General features: G+C 61.9%; 23 protein-coding genes and 2 tRNA genes. 16 read left to right on the forward strand and 9 right to left on the reverse strand.

The window, feature by feature from the left end; genetic code table 11:
* Positions 1-96 precede the first annotated feature (96 nt).
* Positions 97-969 (reverse strand): AraC family transcriptional regulator, encoded by an 873-nt coding sequence (locus A8B82_RS13290; RefSeq protein ID WP_067293153.1) that lies wholly within the window; start codon positions 967-969, stop codon positions 97-99.
* 159 nt (positions 970-1,128) lie between these two features.
* Between A8B82_RS13290 and A8B82_RS13295 the strand changes: the two genes are divergently transcribed.
* From A8B82_RS13295 to A8B82_RS13325, 6 genes are all read left to right on the forward strand, one after another.
* Positions 1,129-2,037, forward strand: coding sequence for an aldo/keto reductase (locus A8B82_RS13295; RefSeq protein WP_067293156.1), 909 nt, complete (start codon positions 1,129-1,131; stop codon positions 2,035-2,037).
* A gap of 55 nt (positions 2,038-2,092) precedes the next feature.
* Positions 2,093-2,668 (forward strand): SRPBCC family protein, encoded by a 576-nt coding sequence (locus tag A8B82_RS13305; protein WP_161489462.1) that lies wholly within the window; start codon positions 2,093-2,095, stop codon positions 2,666-2,668.
* 311 nt (positions 2,669-2,979) lie between these two features.
* A complete protein-coding gene (locus tag A8B82_RS13310) occupies positions 2,980-3,708 on the forward strand; it encodes a precorrin-6A/cobalt-precorrin-6A reductase (protein ID WP_067293165.1) in 729 nt (242 codons plus the stop codon).
* Positions 3,690-4,340 (forward strand): DNA-3-methyladenine glycosylase family protein, encoded by a 651-nt coding sequence (locus A8B82_RS13315; RefSeq protein WP_082899307.1) that lies wholly within the window; start codon positions 3,690-3,692, stop codon positions 4,338-4,340. Before A8B82_RS13310 ends, A8B82_RS13315 begins: the two co-directional genes overlap by 19 nt.
* Positions 4,337-5,002 (forward strand): alpha/beta hydrolase, encoded by a 666-nt coding sequence (locus A8B82_RS13320; protein ID WP_067293167.1) that lies wholly within the window; start codon positions 4,337-4,339, stop codon positions 5,000-5,002. The genes A8B82_RS13315 and A8B82_RS13320 overlap by 4 nt, the downstream gene beginning before the upstream one ends.
* 125 nt (positions 5,003-5,127) lie before the next feature.
* Positions 5,128-5,712: an HNH endonuclease gene (locus A8B82_RS13325; protein ID WP_067293170.1), complete on the forward strand. Its 585-nt coding sequence runs from the start codon at positions 5,128-5,130 to the stop codon at positions 5,710-5,712.
* Positions 5,713-5,806: 94 nt separating this feature from the next.
* Here the strand turns inward: A8B82_RS13325 and A8B82_RS13330 are convergent.
* Both A8B82_RS13330 and A8B82_RS13335 read right to left on the reverse strand, forming a co-directional pair.
* Positions 5,807-5,881 (reverse strand) — tRNA-Asn (locus tag A8B82_RS13330).
* A gap of 81 nt (positions 5,882-5,962) precedes the next feature.
* Positions 5,963-6,874, reverse strand: coding sequence for an MBL fold metallo-hydrolase (locus tag A8B82_RS13335; protein ID WP_067293173.1), 912 nt, complete (start codon positions 6,872-6,874; stop codon positions 5,963-5,965).
* Positions 6,875-6,931: 57 nt separating this feature from the next.
* On the opposite strand from A8B82_RS13335, the gene A8B82_RS13340 reads away from it, so the two are divergent.
* The 3 genes from A8B82_RS13340 (at position 6,932) to A8B82_RS13350 (ending at position 10,147) form a co-directional block, all read left to right on the forward strand.
* On the forward strand, positions 6,932-8,257 hold the full coding sequence (locus tag A8B82_RS13340; RefSeq protein WP_067293176.1) for an ATP-binding protein: 1,326 nt from the start codon (positions 6,932-6,934) through the stop codon (positions 8,255-8,257).
* 161 nt (positions 8,258-8,418) lie between these two features.
* Complete coding sequence (locus A8B82_RS13345; RefSeq protein WP_067293179.1) at positions 8,419-8,616, forward strand: hypothetical protein; 198 nt, start codon at positions 8,419-8,421, stop codon at positions 8,614-8,616.
* Positions 8,617-8,878: 262 nt separating this feature from the next.
* Positions 8,879-10,147: a hypothetical protein gene (locus A8B82_RS13350; protein WP_067293183.1), complete on the forward strand. Its 1,269-nt coding sequence runs from the start codon at positions 8,879-8,881 to the stop codon at positions 10,145-10,147.
* Between the two features lie 298 nt (positions 10,148-10,445).
* On the opposite strand, the gene A8B82_RS13355 is transcribed toward A8B82_RS13350, so the two are convergent.
* A complete protein-coding gene (locus A8B82_RS13355; protein ID WP_067293186.1) occupies positions 10,446-10,838 on the reverse strand; it encodes a hypothetical protein in 393 nt (130 codons plus the stop codon).
* Positions 10,839-10,996: 158 nt separating this feature from the next.
* Positions 10,997-11,073, reverse strand: a tRNA-Ile gene (locus tag A8B82_RS13360).
* A 115-nt stretch (positions 11,074-11,188) separates the two neighbouring features.
* Here A8B82_RS13360 and purM point away from each other — a divergent pair.
* From purM to A8B82_RS13380, 4 genes are read left to right on the forward strand one after another with little or no spacing between them, the layout of a single operon-like run.
* Entirely contained in the window at positions 11,189-12,235 is a 1,047-nt protein-coding gene (purM, locus tag A8B82_RS13365; RefSeq protein WP_067293189.1) for a phosphoribosylformylglycinamidine cyclo-ligase, read from the forward strand.
* Positions 12,232-12,828 (forward strand): phosphoribosylglycinamide formyltransferase, encoded by a 597-nt coding sequence (purN, locus tag A8B82_RS13370; RefSeq protein WP_067293193.1) that lies wholly within the window; start codon positions 12,232-12,234, stop codon positions 12,826-12,828. The genes purM and purN overlap by 4 nt, the downstream gene beginning before the upstream one ends.
* Positions 12,829-12,888: 60 nt before the next feature.
* A complete protein-coding gene (rnd, locus tag A8B82_RS13375; protein WP_067293196.1) occupies positions 12,889-14,046 on the forward strand; it encodes a ribonuclease D in 1,158 nt (385 codons plus the stop codon).
* A gap of 60 nt (positions 14,047-14,106) precedes the next feature.
* The gene (locus A8B82_RS13380) at positions 14,107-14,454 is read left to right on the forward strand and encodes a RidA family protein (RefSeq protein WP_067293199.1); all 348 of its coding nucleotides are present in this window, start codon (positions 14,107-14,109) and stop codon (positions 14,452-14,454) included.
* Positions 14,455-14,519: 65 nt separating this feature from the next.
* On the opposite strand, the gene A8B82_RS13385 is transcribed toward A8B82_RS13380, so the two are convergent.
* The gene (locus tag A8B82_RS13385) at positions 14,520-15,044 is read right to left on the reverse strand and encodes a hypothetical protein (protein ID WP_067293201.1); all 525 of its coding nucleotides are present in this window, start codon (positions 15,042-15,044) and stop codon (positions 14,520-14,522) included.
* Between the two features lie 126 nt (positions 15,045-15,170).
* Here A8B82_RS13385 and A8B82_RS13390 point away from each other — a divergent pair, with 126 nt between their 5' ends.
* Positions 15,171-15,581, forward strand: a complete 411-nt coding sequence (locus A8B82_RS13390) for a SufE family protein (RefSeq protein ID WP_067293204.1) — start codon at positions 15,171-15,173, stop codon at positions 15,579-15,581.
* An 89-nt stretch (positions 15,582-15,670) separates the two neighbouring features.
* Here A8B82_RS13390 and A8B82_RS13395 read toward each other — a convergent pair whose 3' ends face one another.
* Positions 15,671-16,324, reverse strand: coding sequence for a DUF1638 domain-containing protein (locus A8B82_RS13395; protein WP_067293206.1), 654 nt, complete (start codon positions 16,322-16,324; stop codon positions 15,671-15,673).
* Positions 16,325-16,429: 105 nt separating this feature from the next.
* On the opposite strand from A8B82_RS13395, the gene A8B82_RS13400 reads away from it, so the two are divergent.
* A complete protein-coding gene (locus tag A8B82_RS13400; RefSeq protein WP_067293209.1) occupies positions 16,430-16,921 on the forward strand; it encodes a hypothetical protein in 492 nt (163 codons plus the stop codon).
* Positions 16,922-16,923: 2 nt separating this feature from the next.
* Here the strand turns inward: A8B82_RS13400 and A8B82_RS13405 are convergent, their stop codons facing one another.
* Both A8B82_RS13405 and A8B82_RS13410 read right to left on the reverse strand, forming a co-directional pair.
* Positions 16,924-17,109, reverse strand: a complete 186-nt coding sequence (locus A8B82_RS13405; protein WP_067293211.1) for a hypothetical protein — start codon at positions 17,107-17,109, stop codon at positions 16,924-16,926.
* Between the two features lie 155 nt (positions 17,110-17,264).
* The gene (locus tag A8B82_RS13410; RefSeq protein WP_067293214.1) at positions 17,265-17,966 is read right to left on the reverse strand and encodes a corrinoid protein; all 702 of its coding nucleotides are present in this window, start codon (positions 17,964-17,966) and stop codon (positions 17,265-17,267) included.
* A gap of 215 nt (positions 17,967-18,181) precedes the next feature.
* Between A8B82_RS13410 and A8B82_RS13415 the strand changes: the two genes are divergently transcribed.
* Positions 18,182-19,279, forward strand: coding sequence for a PA0069 family radical SAM protein (locus tag A8B82_RS13415; RefSeq protein WP_067293360.1), 1,098 nt, complete (start codon positions 18,182-18,184; stop codon positions 19,277-19,279).
* The last annotated feature ends 50 nt before the right edge of the window (positions 19,280-19,329 follow it).

The raw sequence follows: 19,329 nt of genomic DNA on the forward strand, positions 1-19,329 counted from the left end.
CGCTGCAGCTCCCGCTGACAGCAGCCACAAACCTTGGACTTTGTTGCCGTTGACCTATTCTTTTTGAATGTCTGCTTTGCTCACTGCAGAGGTAAGCTATGATGCCCGCGCAAGGTGGTGTTTGGGGGAGCAACCAAATTTGCGGGAGTAGTCGCGACTGAAATGCGTAGAGCTCTCATAGCCGACTTCAAATCCGGCAACGGATACAGAAGGGACACCGCGCTCCAAAAGAGCGCGTGCCTCGATCATTCGAAGATCTTTTTGATACTGCAACGGCGTTGTGCCAGTCACAGACTTGAAGTGCTCGTGAAACGACGACTGGCTCATTCCGGCCACCTCGGCCAGTTCACCCACGACCAACGGCTCTCGAAAATTCGTCCTGATCTGTTGGATGGATTTGGCGATACGGCTGGCATGGCTATCGACCGACAACAGGTTCCGCAACATGCCGCCAATCGGCGACAGCAAAAGACGGTAGTGGATTTCTCTCAAGATCATCGGGCCGAGGACCTTCACGTCCAGGGGCGCATCCTTCAATTCCAGATAGCGCAGTATTGGATCGACCCATGCGGGATCAGCGACACTCGCCGAGAGTGACCTTGCATCATGCGCGTCAGACACCGCTTCGCCGACCTGTTCATAAAGGCTGCGCAAAATACTTAAATCCAATGACAGGATAAGTGCGCGGTAAGGGGCGTCGGCACTGGCTTGTGTGATTTTCGACGTCACAGGCAAGTCATGGCTGACCAAAAGCGCATCCCCTTCGCCAAGTTCAACGCATTGCTTGCCGACGTTCATTTCTTTTCGTCCCTGTAGGATCAGACAAATCACAGGGTTATAGACGACAGCTTCGAACGCTGTAATTTCGTCGCGTTGAAATATATGCGCAGCGGGCAGAATTCTGCCAGAACCTGCTATTTCGCGGACTGAAAGCTCTGCTGACAGGTGTTGCAATCTCTCAAACATCATCGACGTCTCCTCTACCAATCCTTATCAGGAGTGTTCCGTGAGATCACGCAATTTCCCAACCATTCGGAGGAATTGGCAGAAATACCGGAGAAATTGGCAGGACGGATCGTCGCCACGCACATAGCTTCCAATCAACAAGATGCATGAATGGAGCACTGCATGTCTGGACCACAAACCACCTTCGCCCTCAACGCTGACACCTCGATCCCCGCAGTCGGGTTCGGTACATATCTTATCTCGAACGACGATGCTGAAACCGCAATCAGTTCGGCAATCGCCGCAGGCTACAGGCATATCGACACCGCTTCGGGCTATCACAACGAGGAAACGGTTGGCGCCGGGATCAGGAAAGGGTTGCAGGCCGAAGGGTTATCACGCGCTGATCTGTTCGTTACGGCCAAGCTTTGGCCCGGAAACCCCGCATGGGGCGACGCGCCCAAAACCGGTGCGCAAACCCCTGAGGAATGCGACGCAAGCCTGTCACGTCTGGGGTTGGATTATGTTGACCTTTATCTAATCCACGCGCCTTACGGCGGCGACATGCGGCTGGAACAATGGCGCGCCTTGCTGGAGTTGCAAGCCATTGGCAAGGCCCGTTCCATTGGCGTGAGCAACTTCAACGAAGGCCATCTTGATGAGATCAGCGCCGCTGGCCTGCCGATGCCAGATGCCAACCAGATCGAATTGCATCCTTGGTCCCAGAAACCCGGCCTGCTTGCCCATATGGCCCGGCACAACATCGCACCGATTGCCTATAGCAGCCTTGTCCCGCTCTCCACTTGGCGCACAGAGCCCGGTCAAGACAGTGCCAAGACGGATGACATGAAGGCGGACGGCGCAGCCTTCAAAGGCATGGCGCAGAAGTACGGCGTGTCTGAGGCCCAGCTTTTGCTGCGATGGGGCGTACAGAATGGCTATGCCGTCCTGCCCAAAAGTCTGAACCCCGAACGGATGGCTCAAAACCTGGATCTGTTTTCTTTCACCATCGACGACGCAGACATGGCGCAGATGGCGACCATGGATCGCGGTGATGGCGTGGCCTGGGCATCAGGCGATCCCAGCAAGTAGCCACGCCTTCATCCAACCTTTCCGTAACCGAAACATAATCTCGATTGGAATCACCATGCACAGTTCATTTCCCTTCACATCAACAGCACTTGCCGCCTCATTGCTTGCAATCGCGTTCAGCGCACCTTTGGCGGCAGATACGTCCTGCGATGCACGCTTGATGAGCGGCAGCATCGCGCAACTCAGCCCAACGCATGCGACAGTCGACACATCGGTGCTTATTAATGCTGCCCCGGAGGATGTCTGGGCGACCCTGACCGACTTTGACAATATGGCGAACTGGAGCACCAGTACATTGCAAGGCATGACCGGTGACATCCAAGACGGCGGCAGCGTGACCATCACCTTTATCTTTGGCACCGATGAGAACGGTGAACCCAATTTGATGGAGATACCTCACACGCTTATCTATGAAGATGGCCAATCATTCGGTTGGTCCGACCCGTTCTCCGAAGACATTGGCGGCGGTCACGACAATCATCTCTACCGCGTTGAAGCCTGTGGTGATCAGACTCTGTTTGTCCAATCGGACGAGATCGTCGACAACCCCTATGCGGCGAACTTTGTGGCTCAGTTGTTGCCGATGTATCAAACCTTCAATGTGGAGCTAAAAGCCTCTGTCGAGGACTAAGCACCGGTGTCTTGTGGCGCGAAGCTGTCTGAAAAGTATTCGCGCCACTCCGGCCAAAGCTGACGTTCACTGCGATGCAGAAAACTGGAGGTTTAGGCTCGGAGCCGCCATCCGCTGCGATCTGTACCAAGGTCAGCTATGACGTTTTCAATGAATTGCGTCAGTTGTTGACGTAACGGTCAAAGTCATCTTACGTTCAACAGTCAACGCCGTGCCGCCGTCCATTGACAGGCCTCACACCACCCCTGACGCGCCGGAGATGCGCGATGCGCCCCCCTTGCCACCGCAGGGCCGGTGGCTAATGTCGGCGGATGACGTGCAGAATCCTCCTTCTTGCGGGCAGTGCAGAGGCGCGCCGCATCGCCGTGACCTTGCAGGCGCGGGGCGTGGACGTGCAGGCTCTGGTGTCAGAGCCACCGCGCGGCCCCGATCCGATGCCGGTGCCCTGCCGCCTGACCACCTTTGACGATGCGGCAACGCTGGCGGGTCAAATGGTCGGCTACGACGCCGTGATCGACGCAAGCCACGGGTTTGACGGGCAAATGAGCCGGGTCGGACATGCCGCCGCCGGGATCGCGGCGCTGCCCTTTGTCAGCCTGACGCGCCCCGGCTGGGGGCTGGAAGCGGCAAACTGGCACGAGGTGTCGGATGTGGCCGCAGCCCTGCCGCTGATCGGGCCCGACATGCGGGTGTTCTCGGCAACCGGCTGGGCCAGCCTGCCGGATTACGCCGGGTTTCCCGGCGCGCGCCTGCTGCTGCGCCAGACCACACGGCATGACAGGGTGCCGCCCTATGATTTTGTTGAACTGGTGTTTGGCGACCCGCCCTTTGATGCAGCACAGGAAGCGGCGCTGTTCCGCGATCTGGATGTGGACCTGCTGATCTGCCGAAACCTGGGCGGACGCCCCAGCCGCCCCAAGCTGGACGCGGCCAAAGCCCTTGGCCTGCCGGTGATCCTGATTGCGCGGCCAAGGCTGCCCGAGGGGGCAGAGGTGCTTGGCGACATTGACGCGGTGCTGGATTGGGTGGCGGCCCTGTGACCGGCGCGGGCGGCATCATCCGCAGCGCAGGGGACCTGCAACAGGGCGCCGCATGGCTCGTCACGCGCGAGCCGCGCTTTGCCCCGGTGCTGGCGGCCACCGGGCCCTTGCCGCTGCGGCTGAAACCACCGGGGTTTGCCGCGCTGATGGAGATCATCGTCAGCCAGCAGGTCAGCGTGGCCTCCGCCAATGCGATCCGCGCGCGGCTGGCGGCAGCGGGGCTGAACGACGCCGCCGCCATAAGGGCCGTGGATGAGGCAGCCCTGACCGCCGCGGGGCTGAGCCGCCCGAAAGCGCGCTATGTCAGCGCCCTGGCCCATGCCGACATTGACTTTCACGCGCTGGCGAACATGACAAATGCCGAGGCCGAAGCGGTGCTGATTGCCCAAAAAGGCATCGGTCCCTGGACCGCGCAAATCTATGTGATGTTCGCAATGGGCCGGGCGGATGGCTTTGCCCCCGGCGATCTGGCCCTGCAAGAGGCCGCGCGGGTGGTGTTTGACCTGCCCGCACGCCCCACGGCGGAACAATTGGCCGCGATTGCACAGGATTGGTCGCCCTGGCGGTCGGTTGCGGCCCGCGCGCTATTTGCCTACTACCGGATGCTGAAGAACAGGGAAGGGTTGGGATGACACGGGTATTGAACGCAGAGCGCCGCGCGCCGAAATCGGGGGACACACGATCCATTGTGGTCTTCCTGCATGGCTACGGGGCGAACGGGGCCGATCTGCTGGGGCTGGCCGATCCGCTGGGCGAACACCTGCCGGACACGCTTTTTGTCGCCCCCGATGCGCCGGAGATGGTGGCGGGGATGCCCAATGGCCACCAGTGGTTCCCGATCCCCTGGATCGACGGCTCTTCCGAGGAGGAATCAGAGCGCGGGATGATGCAGGCGGTGGCCGATCTGAACGCGTTCCTCGATGCGCTGATGGTGGACGAGGACGTGCTGCCCGAGCAGGTCGTGCTCTTCGGCTTTTCCCAGGGGACGATGATGGCCCTGCACGTCGCCCCCCGCCGCGAGGATGAAGTGGCCGGAATCGTCGCCTTTTCCGGGCGGTTGCTGTCGCCCGAGGCGCTGAAGGACGAGGCCGTGGTGCGCCCGCCGGTGCTGCTGGTGCATGGCGACGCCGATGACGTGGTGCCACCGCAATCCCTGCCGCAGGCGGCAGAGGCGCTTCAGGAGGCAGGCTGGCAGGATGTCTATGCCCATGTGATGAAAGGCACCGGCCACGGCATTGCGCCCGACGGGCTGAGCGTGGCGCTGGCCTTCATGCGCGACAAGCTGGGGCTTTGAAACGGTTATAAAACTGTCACGTTTCGGGGCTACTTCTGTCCGCGACATCTTGTGCCACGCTTGGGCTTGCCAGAGCTAAACCACGAGATATAGTCAGATAAAACGGGCAGGGGACGATACCGGACATGGACGGCGATTTCAGGACCGAATTTACCAGGCAGCCGGCGGGGCTGAAACACAGGCCCGCGCTGGTACTGAATGCCGATTACCGACCGCTGAGTTACTATCCGCTGTCGCTGTGGCCCTGGCAGGAGGCGATCAAGGCCAAGTGGCTGGACCGGGTCGACATCGTTGCCGAATACGACGAAGTTGTCCGAAGCCCCTCGACCGAGATCAGGATTCCTTCGGTTGTCGTGCTGAAAGATTATGTAAAACCTCAAAAGCGCGTGGCCTTCACGCGCTTTAATTTATTTCTGAGGGATGAATTCCGCTGCCAGTACTGCGGCGCGCGGGGCGATCTGACCTTTGACCATGTGGTGCCGCGCGCCAGTGGCGGGGTGACCTCATGGCAGAACGTGGTGGCGGCCTGTTCGCCCTGCAACCTGCGCAAGGGGGCCAAGGCGCTGCACCAGACCGGCCTGTCCCTGCGCAAACCCCCGCGCCAGCCCGGCGCAGAAGAACTGCGCAACATGGGTCGCAAATTCCCACCCGGCCATCTGCATGAAAGCTGGATGGATTTCCTGTACTGGGATGCGGAACTGGAGGCCTGAGGGGGGGACTCGCCAGATTATGTCCCGAGGGTAAAATCATGCCAGCCCAAAAACCAAAAAAGCCCTCAAGTCGTTGAGACTTAAGGGCTTTTTATGGCTCCGGCGGTAGGGATCGAACCTACGACCAATTGATTAACAGTCAACTGCTCTACCGCTGAGCTACGCCGGAACGGTCTGGGGCATATAGCAGTGGCATTTTTCCACGTCCAGAGGGGAAAGGCGCAAAAACGTGATTTTTCCGTCTCCCCGGTCAGCGCAGGCGAAAACGGGCGTCGGCCTGCAAATCTTCCAGCGGCTCCACCTTTGATTTCTGAGTGAGATCAACAAGATGCGCCAGCACATTGCGGGTGGCGGCGGGCAGCAGGGCGGCGGGGGTGTCGGCATAGACGCGGGCGGCGAGGGTGGCGGCATCGGTGGGGCCGTCCGACAGGGCCTGCACGATCGCCGCCTCACGCGACAGGCGGTGGCTGACCAGCCAGTCCAGCCGCGCATGTGGCGCGTCGACCGCGGCGCCGTGGCCGGGGTAGAACACCCGCCAGTCCCGCGCCGCCAGCCGCGCGCAGGAGGCCATGAAGTCGGTCAGGTCGCCATCGGGGGGCGACACCAGCGACGAGGCCCAGCCCATCACGTGATCGGCGGTGAAACAGGCATCGCCCCAGCCCAGACACAGGTGATTTCCCAGATGCCCCGGCGTGTGCAGCACCTCCAGCGACCAATCCGCGCCGGTGATGGTCTCGCCGTCCGCCAGGGTGATGTCCGGGGCAAAGCTGTGGTCGATCCCCTCGCCGCCGCCCATCGGGGTGGTGCGGGCCAATTGTTCCATGATCGCCGAGCGCCCCGCCATCGGCCCGCCGAATGCCAGCACCGGCGCGCCGGTCCGCTCTGCCAGCGGGCGGGCAAGGGGGGAGTGGTCAAGGTGGCTGTGGGTCACGATGATATGGCTGACCTGCTGACCGGGCGCCAGCGCCGCCAGGATCGCCTCCAGATGCGCCGGGTTGGCCGGGCCGGGGTCGATCACCGCAATGCCACGGGTGCCCAACAGATAGGTATTGGTGCCGCGATAGGTCATCGGCGAGGGGTTGGGGGCCACAATGCGCCGCAGTCCCGGCTGCAGCGCCTGCGCCACGCCGACGGGCGGATTGAAATCATCGGGTGGCAGCATCGGCGGGACCTTTCATTTCGGCTTTCGCGCCGGTCGGGCGCTGGCTAAGGTCTAGCCATGTTCTTTGTCTGGCTCAAACGCTATGTGCCGCGTGGCATCTATGGGCGCGCTGCGCTGATCCTGCTGTTGCCGGTGGTGCTGTTGCAGCTTGTGGTGGTGGTGATCTTTGCCCAGCGGCATTTCGAAGGGGTCACCAACCAGATGACCGATACGGTCCTGCGCGAATTGGCGCAGGTGCTGGAGGTGGTGGCGGAGGCCCCGGCGCGGGACGATGTTGCCGCAGCGGTTCAACAGAGTCTGGGCCGGCTGGCCATCGAGGTGACACCGGTGCCGGCAGAGGCTGTGCCCGCCGCCAACAGCTACCTGTGGTATGATTATTCGGGCCGGGTGCTGGCGCGGCGTCTGGCGGCACGTCTGCCAGAATACCGGGCGGTTGACCTGAGCGATGGCGGGCTGGTCGATCTCTACCTTCAGACCGGCAAGGGGCCGCTGAAGCTGCGCTTTGACCGGCGGCGCATCTCGGCGGCGAACCCGCACCAACTGTTTGTCTATACGGTCTTTTTCGGCGTGGTGCTCAGCCTGATCGCCTCGATCTACCTGCGCAACCAACTGCGCCCGATCAAACGGCTGGCCCGCGCGGCAGAGGCCTTTGGCCGGGGTCGCCACGAACCCTACAGCCCCTCCGGCGCGGTCGAAATCCGCGCGGCGGGCAATGCTTTCATCGACATGCGCGCCCGGATCGAACGGCAGATGGAACAGCGCACGCTGATGCTGTCCGGGGTCAGCCACGACCTGCGCACGCCGCTGACCCGGATGCGGCTGGGCCTGTCGATGCTGGAGGACGACGAAGCGGCGGCACTTTTGCAGGACGTGGAGGACATGCAGCGGATGCTGGATGAATTCCTGAACTTCGCCAAGGGCGCGGCAGAGGGCGAGCCGGAGCGGGTGGACCCCCATGTCCTGATGGCGGAAGTGGTGGAGGACGCCAGACGGGCAGGGCGCGACGTGACATTGCTGCCGCCCGAGGGCGACGGCACCGGCACGGTCAAGCTGCGGCGCATCGCGATCCGGCGCGCGGTGGACAACCTTGTGTCCAACGCAGTGCGTTATGGCGCCCGCGCCGAGGTTTCCGTGATGCTCAGCGACAAGACCCTGCGCATCCGGGTGGAGGACGACGGCCCCGGCATTCCCGAAGCGCAGCGGGTGGAGGCGGTCAAACCCTTCAGCCGCCTTGATCCCGCGCGCAATCAGGACAAGGGCAGCGGCGTGGGGCTGGGTCTGGCGATTGCCACGGACATCGCCCGCGCCCATGGCGGCGTGCTGCGGCTGGGAGAATCGTCGCGGCTGGGCGGTTTGCGCGCGGATATCGTGATCGCGCGGTAAGGCACAGGCCCCGGTGGTGCACCGGGTCAGGAAAACCGGCCCTAATTTGACAGCTACGGGGAACTGTGCGGTTATCCGCTATCCACATGCCACCTGCCGAAACGACGCGTCAGCGCGCCCCGGCAGCCATTATCAATTTTATTCGAACCAAAGGATTTATCATGCTCAAAACCCTATCCATCAATGCGCTTGCCACCGCCGCTCTGCTTTGGGCGGGCACGGCCGCTGCCGACAACGTGGTTGCCGATGATCAGATCGTGCAGCTGAAAAAGATCGAAGAACTGACACTCTATATATTGCAACAGGAGGACCGCACCGCCCGGCTGGAAGCGGCGTTGGAGGCGGGTTCCACAAGATAGGGACGCGTCGGAATTTGACAGAACAATCCGGCGAGGTAATATTTCCCGCGATCTGGACCCTGGCCTCCGGGCCACCGTATCCTTTGCGCATCACGGGAATGCCTGCCAGCCCGCGCCAACTGACGTCAACCGCAGGCGCTGGCTGCACTATTTTGCGCAGCAGAAAATCACCTCTTCCGGGCCAAAAGGAATATTCAAGGCACGCCCGGGACTAAAGCGCCGATAGCGCGACTGAAATTTCCAACTGAGGGACAATTGAACCATGACCAATTTTCACTTTAGCGCAGCTTTGCTGGCGACCATTTCGACGATCTCACTGGCCGGACCGGCCACGGGCGAGGAACTGATACACGATGACCTGGTGGTGGACGGTGCCGCCTGCATTGGTCTCGGCTGCGCAAGCGGCGAGGTGTTCGGCGGCACCGACCTGAAGATCAAACAGGCTGCGATCAGCATCCTTCTTGAAGACACCAGCACTGGTGGCAGCTTTCCCACCACCGATTGGGAGATCAAGGCCAATGACATCGGCTCTGGCGGTTCGGATTTCCTTGTCATCCGCAATGTCGACGCGGATTCCGCGCCTTTCCGGATCTGGGGGGATGCGCCCGACAACACTTTGGCTGTGTCGAATGTGGGGACCGTGGCCGTTCCGGAAGCGGGGCTTGGCATTGGCACACGTATTCCGCAGGCAAATCTGCATGTCAGTACGGCTGACAACGTCCCTTCCATCCGGCTGACCAGCAACGGATCGGGTGGGTTCACGCCAAGCGACTGGAATATCGAGTCGAGTTCCTTTGAATTTGCCATACGGCGTGTTGATAACACCAACCAGCGCCCGTTTCGCATCCGGGGCGACGCGCCCGAGAACAGCTTTTATGTCTCTCCCCTCGGCAATGTCGGGCTGGGCACCAACGCGCCGGAAGAAAAACTGCACATCGTGACCGTGGCGGAAGACACCGATGCCTTCGCCCTGTTCGATGCGGCGGGTGCCGGGTCTGATGCCGCGTTCCTGCTGCGCCAGAACGGGGTGACCCCCACCACCTGGGAATTCCGCAACCAGCAGGACTCGGGCCGCCTGAACATCGGCATCGCGGGCGGCAACACCCCACTCAAGATCGACAATGCCGCCGATAACAACCTGCTGAAACTGGGCCGCAACGGCAAACCGGACGAGGTAGTGGTGACCGGCACATTGGTGGTGAACAACACCGACATGAACGTGCCGGATTATGTCTTTGCCGAGGATTACGCCCTGCGCCCCCTGGCCGAGGTGCGCGCCTTCATCGACACCAACAGCCATCTGCCCGAGGTGCCGTCAGAAGCTGACATCAAGGCCAATGGGCTGGACATGACCGCAATGCAGATGACGCTTCTGAAAAAGGTGGAGGAACTGACACTGTATACGCTGGAGCAGGAAGAACATGCGGCAGCCCAGGACGTCACGATTGCCACGCAACGGAACAAAGCCGAAAAGCAGGATGCGCTGATTGCCTCCCTGATCCGCCGAATCGAGGTTCTGGAAGCACGCTGACCCCGTGTTTTCGCAGCTGGCCCCGCGCAACGAGGGGGCGGACCAGAACGACTCCATGCATCCCGGTGTCTGCTCACCCTCGGCAAAGCGGCATCGGGCGCGGCCATGGCGGGCGCGTTGGCACCGGTGATTCTGGACCCGCGCGCGGTCGCGGCCAGCGCACAGATTGCCTTCGCGACGCCGGAAAACCACATAAAGTGATAATCACCGCCGTCGCAAGAAAGCTTGTGACAATCGTGAATGCGCTTTGCAGATCACGGCAGAATGGGACGGTTCAAGCCGCTTGAAGATACAGGCCCTAGCTGCTGCCCCTGTAAACGCAACCGAACTTTTTCTGTATCTCCCGGTGTACTTCCTTTCGCCGCGCATCGGCTTCAGCGATCAAGTCCTCCAACATGGTAAGTACTTCGACGGAAACACTATCTGGCGACATGGCGACAACCATCGCCTTGGCCTGTACGCGGGCGGTCTCCTGTAGAGCCGGCTCGAAGAGCGCATGGGCGGCGCGGGCGCTTTCCTCCGATATCTTGGTGGTTTCCGTGTCATCGCAGCGATAGCCCAACGTGCCTTTACCGTCCGAGGCAGGGAAATTGAAATCGCCGGACCCGGTTGCGAACACCCCGAGGCTGCCAGCCGCCATCGCAACCAGAATGCCAAGCCCACACACACACACGACAAGTCCGAATTTCATTAAAACCATCTGTCAATCGTTAACCGGATGAACGGTAACAGCGGAACGTGGCACAATTTTGGCCCGTCGCTGCCGTTCCACGCAAATCACCTTATCGGCGGCTCTGCGTGCTGCATCCGATCCGTGAGCCTGAAAATGGCGGGTATGAAAGGCAGGTATGGTAGGCCCGGCAGGACTTGAACCCGCAACCAAAGCGTTATGAGCGCTCTGCTCTAACCAATTGAGCTACAGGCCCGCCATGGGCGCTTGGGTATGCGCGGGGCGCGCTTTCGTCAAGGCTTACCGTTGCGCAAAAGGCGGCGATGCACTAACCCCGGCGCGAACGGGATCACTGCGCCGGGGGCCATGCCATGTCATCACCACAAAACGGGATCACCTACGCCGATGCAGGCGTGGACATCGACGCCGGCAATACGCTGGTCGAACGGATCAAACCGGCGGCAAAACGCACCGCGCGGCCCGGCGTCATGTCGGGGCTGGGCGGGTTCGGCGCGCTCTTTGACCTCAAGGGGGCGGGGTTCACCGACCCGGTGCTGGTCGCGGCCACGGATGGCGTGGGCACCAAGCTGCGCATCGCCATCGACACCGGCAATGTGGACAGCATCGGCATCGACCTGGTTGCCATGTGCGTCAACGATCTGGTCTGCCAAGGGGCGGAGCCGCTGTTTTTCCTCGACTATTTCGCCACCGGCAAGCTGGAGCTTGATCAGGCCACCCGCATCATCGAAGGCATTGCAGCAGGCTGTGCCGCCTCGGGCTCTGCGCTGATCGGGGGCGAAACGGCAGAGATGCCCGGCATGTACCACGCGGGCGATTTCGACCTGGCGGGTTTTGCCGTAGGCGCGATGGAGCGGGGCACCGAATTGCCCCGCGCGGTCACCGAGGGCGATGTGCTGCTGGGGCTGCCCAGCGACGGGGTCCACTCCAACGGCTATTCGCTGGTGCGCAGAATCGTGGAGCTGAGCGGCCTGGGATGGGATGATTCCTGCCCCTGGGGTGACGGCACGCTGGGTGCGGCGCTGCTGACGCCCACGCGGCTTTATGTCAAGGGTGCTGTGGCCGCCCTGCGCGGCGATTGCGTGCAGGCGCTGGCCCATATCACCGGCGGCGGGCTGACCGAAAACCTGCCCCGCGTGCTGCCCGAAAACCTTGGCGCCGAGATTGACCTGGGCGCATGGGAACTTCCCCCGGTGTTCAAATGGCTGGCGGCACAGGGCGGCATGGCCGAGGCCGAGCTGCTCAAGACCTTCAATTCCGGCATCGGCATGATCGCCGTGGTCTCCCCGGATCAGGTCGACACCGCCAAGGCGGCCTTTGCCACGGACGGCCATGCAGCGATCGAGATCGGGCGCATCACCGAAGGCAGCGGCGTGGCCTACAGGGGCAGCCTGTTGTGACAAAAGGCGTTGCGATCTTTGCCTCCGGCGGCGGCTCCAACATGCGCGCGCTGGTGGCGGACATGACGGGCGACCACCCCGCGCGGCCCGCCGTGGTGCTGTCGAACAACGCCGAGGCGGGTTGCATCGCCTGGGCGCAGGGGCAGGGGATTGCGACAGTTGTGGTCGATCACCGGCCCTTTGGCCCCGACCGCGCCGCCTTCGAGGCGGCAGTGACGGCGGCGCTGGCCCCGCATGCGCCCGATATCATCTGCCTTGCCGGTTTCATGCGCAAGCTGACAGCGGGTTTTACCGATGCCTGGGCCGGTCGGATGATCAACATCCACCCCTCGCTGCTGCCCAAATACAAGGGGTTGCACACCCATGCCCGCGCGCTTGAGGCCGGGGATGCGCAGCACGGCTGCACGGTGCACGAAGTCACCGCCGCACTGGATGATGGTCCGATCCTGGGGCAGGCCCGCCTGAACGTCACCCCGGATGACACGCCAGAGACTTTGGCCGCACGGGTGCTGACCCTCGAACACCGGCTTTACCCCGCCGTGCTGCGCCGTTTCGCCGCCGGGGACCGCGAACAGATCACCCTCAAGGGGTGACTGGCAAAGGTGCCGGACTTGCTGTAGCTGTGATCAAACCAGCAGTCACGAAGTGAATTCATGAAAACGATCACCACCACCGCCGAACTTGCCGCCTTTTGCTCAGAAGCCGCCAATCACCCCTATGTCACTGTAGACACGGAATTTTTGCGCGAACGCACCTATTATTCCAAACTCTGCCTTGTGCAATTGGCGATGCCGGGCACCGATGACAGCAAGGCCGTGCTGGTGGACCCGCTGGCCGATGGCATCGAACTTGACCCGCTCTATGATCTTTTTCGCGACACTTCGGTGGTCAAGGTGTTCCATGCCGCGCGGCAGGATCTCGAAATCTTCTTTGTCGATGCGCAGGTCTTTCCCGAACCGCTGTTCGACACCCAGGTTGCCGCGATGGTCTGCGGATTTGGTGAACAGGTCGGCTATGAGACGCTGGTGCGCAAGATCTGCCACGCCGGTGTGGACAAGACTTCGCGCTTTACCGACTGGTCGCGCAGGCCCCTGACCGACGCGCAAAAGAAATACGCGCTGGCCGATGTCACCTTCCTGCGCCAGATCTACGAATTCCTGCGCGACAAGCTTGAAGAAAGCGGTCGTGCCCGTTGGGTTGCGGAAGAACTGGAAATCCTGACCAACCCGGCCACCTATATCACCGCACCCCAAGATGCCTGGAAACGGGTGAAAACCCGGACATCCTCGCCCAAATTTCTGGCGATCCTGCGCGAACTCGCCGCCTTCCGCGAGGAATATGCCCAAACCCGCAACGTGCCGCGCAACCGGGTCTACAAGGACGATGCGCTGATCGAACTGGCCAGCCTGAAGCCCGCCAATGCCGAAGAGCTTGGCCGCGCGCGTCTGTTGCTGCGCGAGGGGCGGCGGGGCGATATTGCCGATGGTATCCTCGCGGCGGTCAAGGCGGGCATCGCCTGCAAATCCGAAGATCTGCCGCAACCCGACCGCAGCCGCGACAAGTTGCAGGTGAACCCCGCGCTTGCCGACCTTTTGCGCGTGCTGCTCAAGGCCAAGACCGAACAGGCAGGCGTCGCGGCCAAGCTGATCGCGCCTGCCGCGGACCTTGACGGAATCGCCGCAGGCCTGCGCGATGTGCCGGCCCTTGCCGGTTGGCGGCGCGAGGTCTTTGGCAATGACGCCCTGCGCCTGTGCGACGGAGAGATTGCGCTGACGGCCAGGGGCAATGACGTAATCGTTGTTGAGGTCTGACAGCACCTGAGGTCTAAGTGCGGTTGAGGTTTAACCCCCAACCCTTTGCAGGAGAACAGAATGTCGAATATCACCCGTCACCACACCAACGCCCGGATGAGCCAGATCGTCACCCATAATGGCACGGTCTACCTTGCCGGTCAGGTCGGCACGCCCGGTGCCAGCGTTGCACAGCAGACCCAGGATTGCCTCGACAGTATCGACAAGCTGCTGGCCGAGGTCGGATCGGACAAGTCCCGCATCCTGCAGGCGGTCATCTGGCTGGCTGACATGGGCGATTTCGAAGAGATGAACGGCGTCTGGGACGCCTGGGTGCCAGCAGGCCAGGCCCCGACCCGCGCCTGCGGCGAGGCCAAGCTGGCCCGCGCCGATTTCACCGTCGAGATCATCGTGACCGCCGCCGTCTGAGCGGCAGCGCACATCAAGATCACAGTGTAACGGTTTGAAAAATATCGCTTCCGCTGGCCTGTCAGTCAGCGGCGGCGGGTTTCCTGCGCGTTCAGCGCGCCTTCGACCCGGATCACCCGAACATTGCGCAGCTGCTGGTCGGTCAATTTGCGCCCTGCGGTGACTTCACGGGTCGGTTTTGTCCCGACCGGCGTGTTCTTGTCGGGCCGCACACCCTCAAGCCGGTAGGTCAGAACACCGTCCACCGGCTCCTGCTCGTCATTCTCGGGGGTCAGTTGCACCGCATAGATGCCCTGACGCGCGGCCAGCCCCGTGGCGCGGATGATCGCACCGCCGGGAATACGCTCCACCGTCAGATCGGTCACCTGTTCAAAAGGACGGCCCAGATAAGCCACCTCTTCCTTGCCGGCCCGCGAAAAGAACCCGCCGCGTCGCGGGATCAGCGGATTGGTCTGTTCGGGCGCGGCAGCGGTTGCCACGGACCGGGACTGGCCAAACCAGTTGAACGGGTTGACCCGGCTTTCGCGGATCGCCCCACAGGCCGAAAGTGTGAGTGTGAGGACCGCCAGAACGGTCAGGGTCTTGCGCATGGTGCCGCCTCGGGTGTTTTCTTGATCTTTGACTAGCCTATTCCCCGGTCCTTGGGAAGGGGGTGGACCTTTGCCAAGGCGCTGCTTACCTCTGACAACACGCGCAGTTACAAAGGACCCCGATCTATGGCCACCGCCGCTTTCGAAGAACTTGTCGAGGATTTCGAATTTCTGGACGACTGGGAAGACCGGTATCGCCATGTCATCGACCTGGGCAAGGCGATGGACCCGCTTGAGGAAGCCCTGCGCGTGCCTGCGACCAAGGTGGACGGGTGCGCCAGTCAGGTCTGGCTGCATGCGCAGTTCGACGATGGCACGCTGCATTTCGACGGGGCCAGCGATGCGATGATCGTCTCGGGCCTGATCGCGGTGCTGCGGGTGCTCTACAACGGGCTGACCCCGGCGGACGTCGTCGCGGTCGATGCGCGGGCCGAAATGGGGCGGCTGGGTCTGAACGATCACCTGTCGGCACAACGCTCCAACGGGCTGCGCGCGATGATTGAACGGATCAGGGAAACCGCCGCCCAGACGGTGTGAGGGGAACAGCGCCGCTGTGCTATCGGCATTGTGCCTGCCCCAAAGGTGCCCCCCCGGCCTGCGCCTGATGGCCTGCCGGGGTTCGGGGCCTAAAGACCCGCCAGCGCCGTTTTCAGATCGCCATAGCCGGTATAGCGCCGCTCGAACGCCAGCCCCAGAACCTCGGCGCAGGCGCGGGCCTTCTCCGTCAATTCCGGATCGTCGGTCTGGGCCTGATACACCAGCTTTTCGTAATTGCCGAAATACATGTCCCGCAGCTCCGGATGCCGGTCAAGCCCCATGGGTTTCATGATAAAGGCATCGAACTGGCGCACCAGAAAATCGGTCAGATAGAAGCTGGTGAATTCCTCATCCGCCTTGGCGGCAAAGGCGTCGTTGCCTTCGTAAAAACTGTAGCAATGCGGGCCGGCAACCATCTGCACCCCCAACTCGTCGCAGGCGGCCTGCAAATGCCCCCCGGTGCCACAATCGGCATAGACCACAAAGATATCGTCATAGGTGTCGCGGTGTTTGGCGACAGCCTCGCGCACGGCGTCTGTGATCTTGTCCGGGTAAAGGTGATACTTGGCGGGCAGGCAGGTCAGATCCAGATGGGTCCAGCCGTTGGCCGCCTTGAGGTCGAGAATCTCCCGCGCCAGGGCACCGCAGGCAATCAGCAGGATGCGGCCCTTGCGATGCTCCAGTGGCAGGCCTTCTTCGGTCAGCTTTTCGGGGTCTGGCCGGGGGGCGGTGGGGGGTGTCACAATTCTAACCAATCCGTGTGGGCAGATGACATTCATTGCAAGATAGCACGCACGCCACCTATGTGTATGGAACAGATACGACATTTCTCACAAGGATGGAACGAAATGACGGTATATTCAAACAAGGTGGGTGTGAACACAGCCACGCTGGGGCTGATGTTCATTTCGGGGTTTTTCGCAACGATGGCCTTTGATCTCTGGGGGCAGGTGATCAGCCCCGGTGTGGGTTTTGCCAACCTGTCGCCACACGGGCTGGCCAAGAGCCTGTTTGGCGCGCTGGGGCTGCCAAATGGTGATTTTGCGGGCTATTTCATGCATTTCTATCTGGTGGGTCTGGTTGGCTATCCGGTCGGTTGGCTGTTCATTTTCAGGCCCGTCTGGAACCGTGTCATCGGCTCGGGCATCCATTGGTTCATACCTGCGGCAGTCTACGGATTTGGCCTCTGGGTCTTTGCCATCGGCGGGATCACAGCGATTGCGGGCCTGCCGTTTTTCCTGAACTTCACCGGAATCACATGGGTCGCACTGGTGGGCCATGTCCTTTATGGCGTGGTCATGGTGGCTGTGATGGTCTGGCTGACACGCGGCAGGGCCTGAACCTATTTCTGTCTGGTTCGGCCGCGCAGCAACCGGACCAGCACAATGGCCAGCAAGGCCAGTGGCACCAGCGCCATTGCGGATTGTGGCAGGCTGAAAGCCGAGGCGGCCCGCATTCCCAGCCAGATGGTGACCGCAGCAGCGGCAATTACCACGGCAAGGAGCAGGACAAGGTGCTTGAAGGGCATGGGACCTCTCTTTCATCCCCAAGATAAGACCTGTCAGCCCATATAAAAGCCCCGTGCAGGCAGGACCAGTAACAAGGGGCAGCTCTCCCGGATGCAAAAAGACCCCCGAAACCGCTTCGGGGGCCCTTGTTGTTCACTGCCGCAGGGCAGGGAGGTCAGGCCGACGCGGCCCGGTTGTGCTTGCGGTGCATCCAGTCCTTGGCGGTTTCCACCGCCACAGCGGCATCGCGGCAATAGGCGTCAGCGCCGATGGCCTTGCCGAATTCCTCGTTCAGCGGCGCGCCGCCCACAAGAATGATGTAATCGTCGCGAATGCCCTGTTCGATCATCGTGTCGATGACCACCTTCATATAGGGCATCGTGGTGGTCAGCAGTGCCGACATGCCAAGGATGTCAGCACCCTCGCGATCCAGCGCCTCAAGATAGTTTTCCACCGGGTTGTTGATGCCCAGATCGACAATCTCGAATCCCGCACCTTCCATCATCATGCCGACAAGGTTCTTGCCGATGTCGTGAATGTCGCCCTTCACCGTGCCGATCACCATCTTGCCGATGGTCGGCGCGCCGGTTTCGGCCAGCAGCGGCTTCAGGATGGCCATGCCGCCCTTCATCGCATTGGCGGCCAGCAGCACTTCGGGCACAAACAGGATGCCGTCGCGGAAATCCGCGCCCACGATGGTCATGCCCCCGACAAGCGCCTTGGTCAGGACATCATAGGGCTCCCACTTGCGTTCCAGCAGGATATTCACACCCTCTTCGATCTCTTCCTTGAGACCGTCGTAAAGGTCGTCGAACATCTGCTGTACAAGCTCTTCGTCATCGAGTTCGGAGAGGATGATTTCTTCATCGTCAGACATGGTGGTTCCTTCTGCCGTCTGTGCAGCTGCGGTGCGCTTTCGCCTACATGTCACGAATTCCCGCAGTCAGAAGAGCGAATTGCGACATGGACCGCGTAAAGCGCGACGCCATTCGGTTGAGACTACGCTTTTTTCACCCCAGGGGACAAGGCGCTGGCGTCTTGAATGCGATCTATTTCGATTGCCGGTGTTCCGTGTTTGTTCTAGTGTCAGGTATGGATAACGAAGATCGTCGTTTCAAAGTGGTCGGACGCGCGGCGGGCAGCAACCATGCCGGGCGGTTCGAGCGGCACGAAAGGGTGCAGGTCGATGACGGCTGGACGCCGGAAACAGACCTGCCGGTGCTGCGCACCCAGACCGCAATCGAGGTGCCGCGCAGCCTGATTTCCTACAACGCCTCGCCGGATCTGCCCTTTGACCGGTCGATCAACCCCTACCGGGGCTGCGAACATGGCTGCGTCTATTGTTTTGCACGGCCCAGCCACGCCTATCTCGGCCTGTCGCCGGGGCTGGATTTCGAAACCCGGCTGGTGGCGCGCCCCGATGCGCCCCAGGTGCTCAAGAGGGAGCTGGCCGCCAGATCCTACAAGGTGGCCCCGATTGCCATCGGCACCAATACCGACCCCTATCAGCCGATCGAACGGGAGCATGAGATCATGCGCGCCTGCCTGCGGGTGCTGTCGGATGCCGGGCATCCGGTGGCCATCGTGACCAAGGGCGCGCTGATCGAGCGCGACATCGACATTCTGGGCGACATGGCGCGGCGCGGGCTGGTGCGGGTCGGCATCTCGGTGACCACGCTGGACGCAAAACTCAGCCGGTTGATGGAGCCGCGCGCCCCCGCGCCCCGGCGGCGGTTGCAGGTGATCCGGTCGCTGGCCGGGGCGGGGATTCCGGTGCGGATCATGGCCTCGCCGATGATCCCGGCGCTGACCGATCCGGAACTGGAAAACATCCTGCGGGCGGGCAGGGATGCAGGCGCGCGCCATGCAAGCTGGATCATGCTGCGCCTGCCGCGTGAGGTCTCTCCGCTGGTGCAGGACTGGCTGGCGCAGCATTTCCCGGACCGGGCAGGGCGCATCATGGCGCGCCTGCGCGAGATGCATGGCGGCCGCGAATACGATGCCACCTGGCACCGAAGGATGCGCGGCGAGGGACCCTATGCCGAGATGGTGGCGCAGCGGTTCAATGTGGCGGTGAAACGTCTGGGCCTCAAACTGCGCGCCAACCCGATGCGCTGCGACCTGTTTCATCCGCCGCACAAGGAAACCGCGCAGATGTCGTTGTTCTACAGCGTCCCGCCTTTAACCTGAAGCATACCCCATCGCCAATGTCCCGAGAGCGCGCAGCGCGGCAGGGTATT

Origin of the sequence: Sulfitobacter sp. EhC04 (assembly GCF_001650875.1) — a bacterium.
In the GTDB taxonomy this organism is placed as follows: domain Bacteria; phylum Pseudomonadota; class Alphaproteobacteria; order Rhodobacterales; family Rhodobacteraceae; genus Sulfitobacter.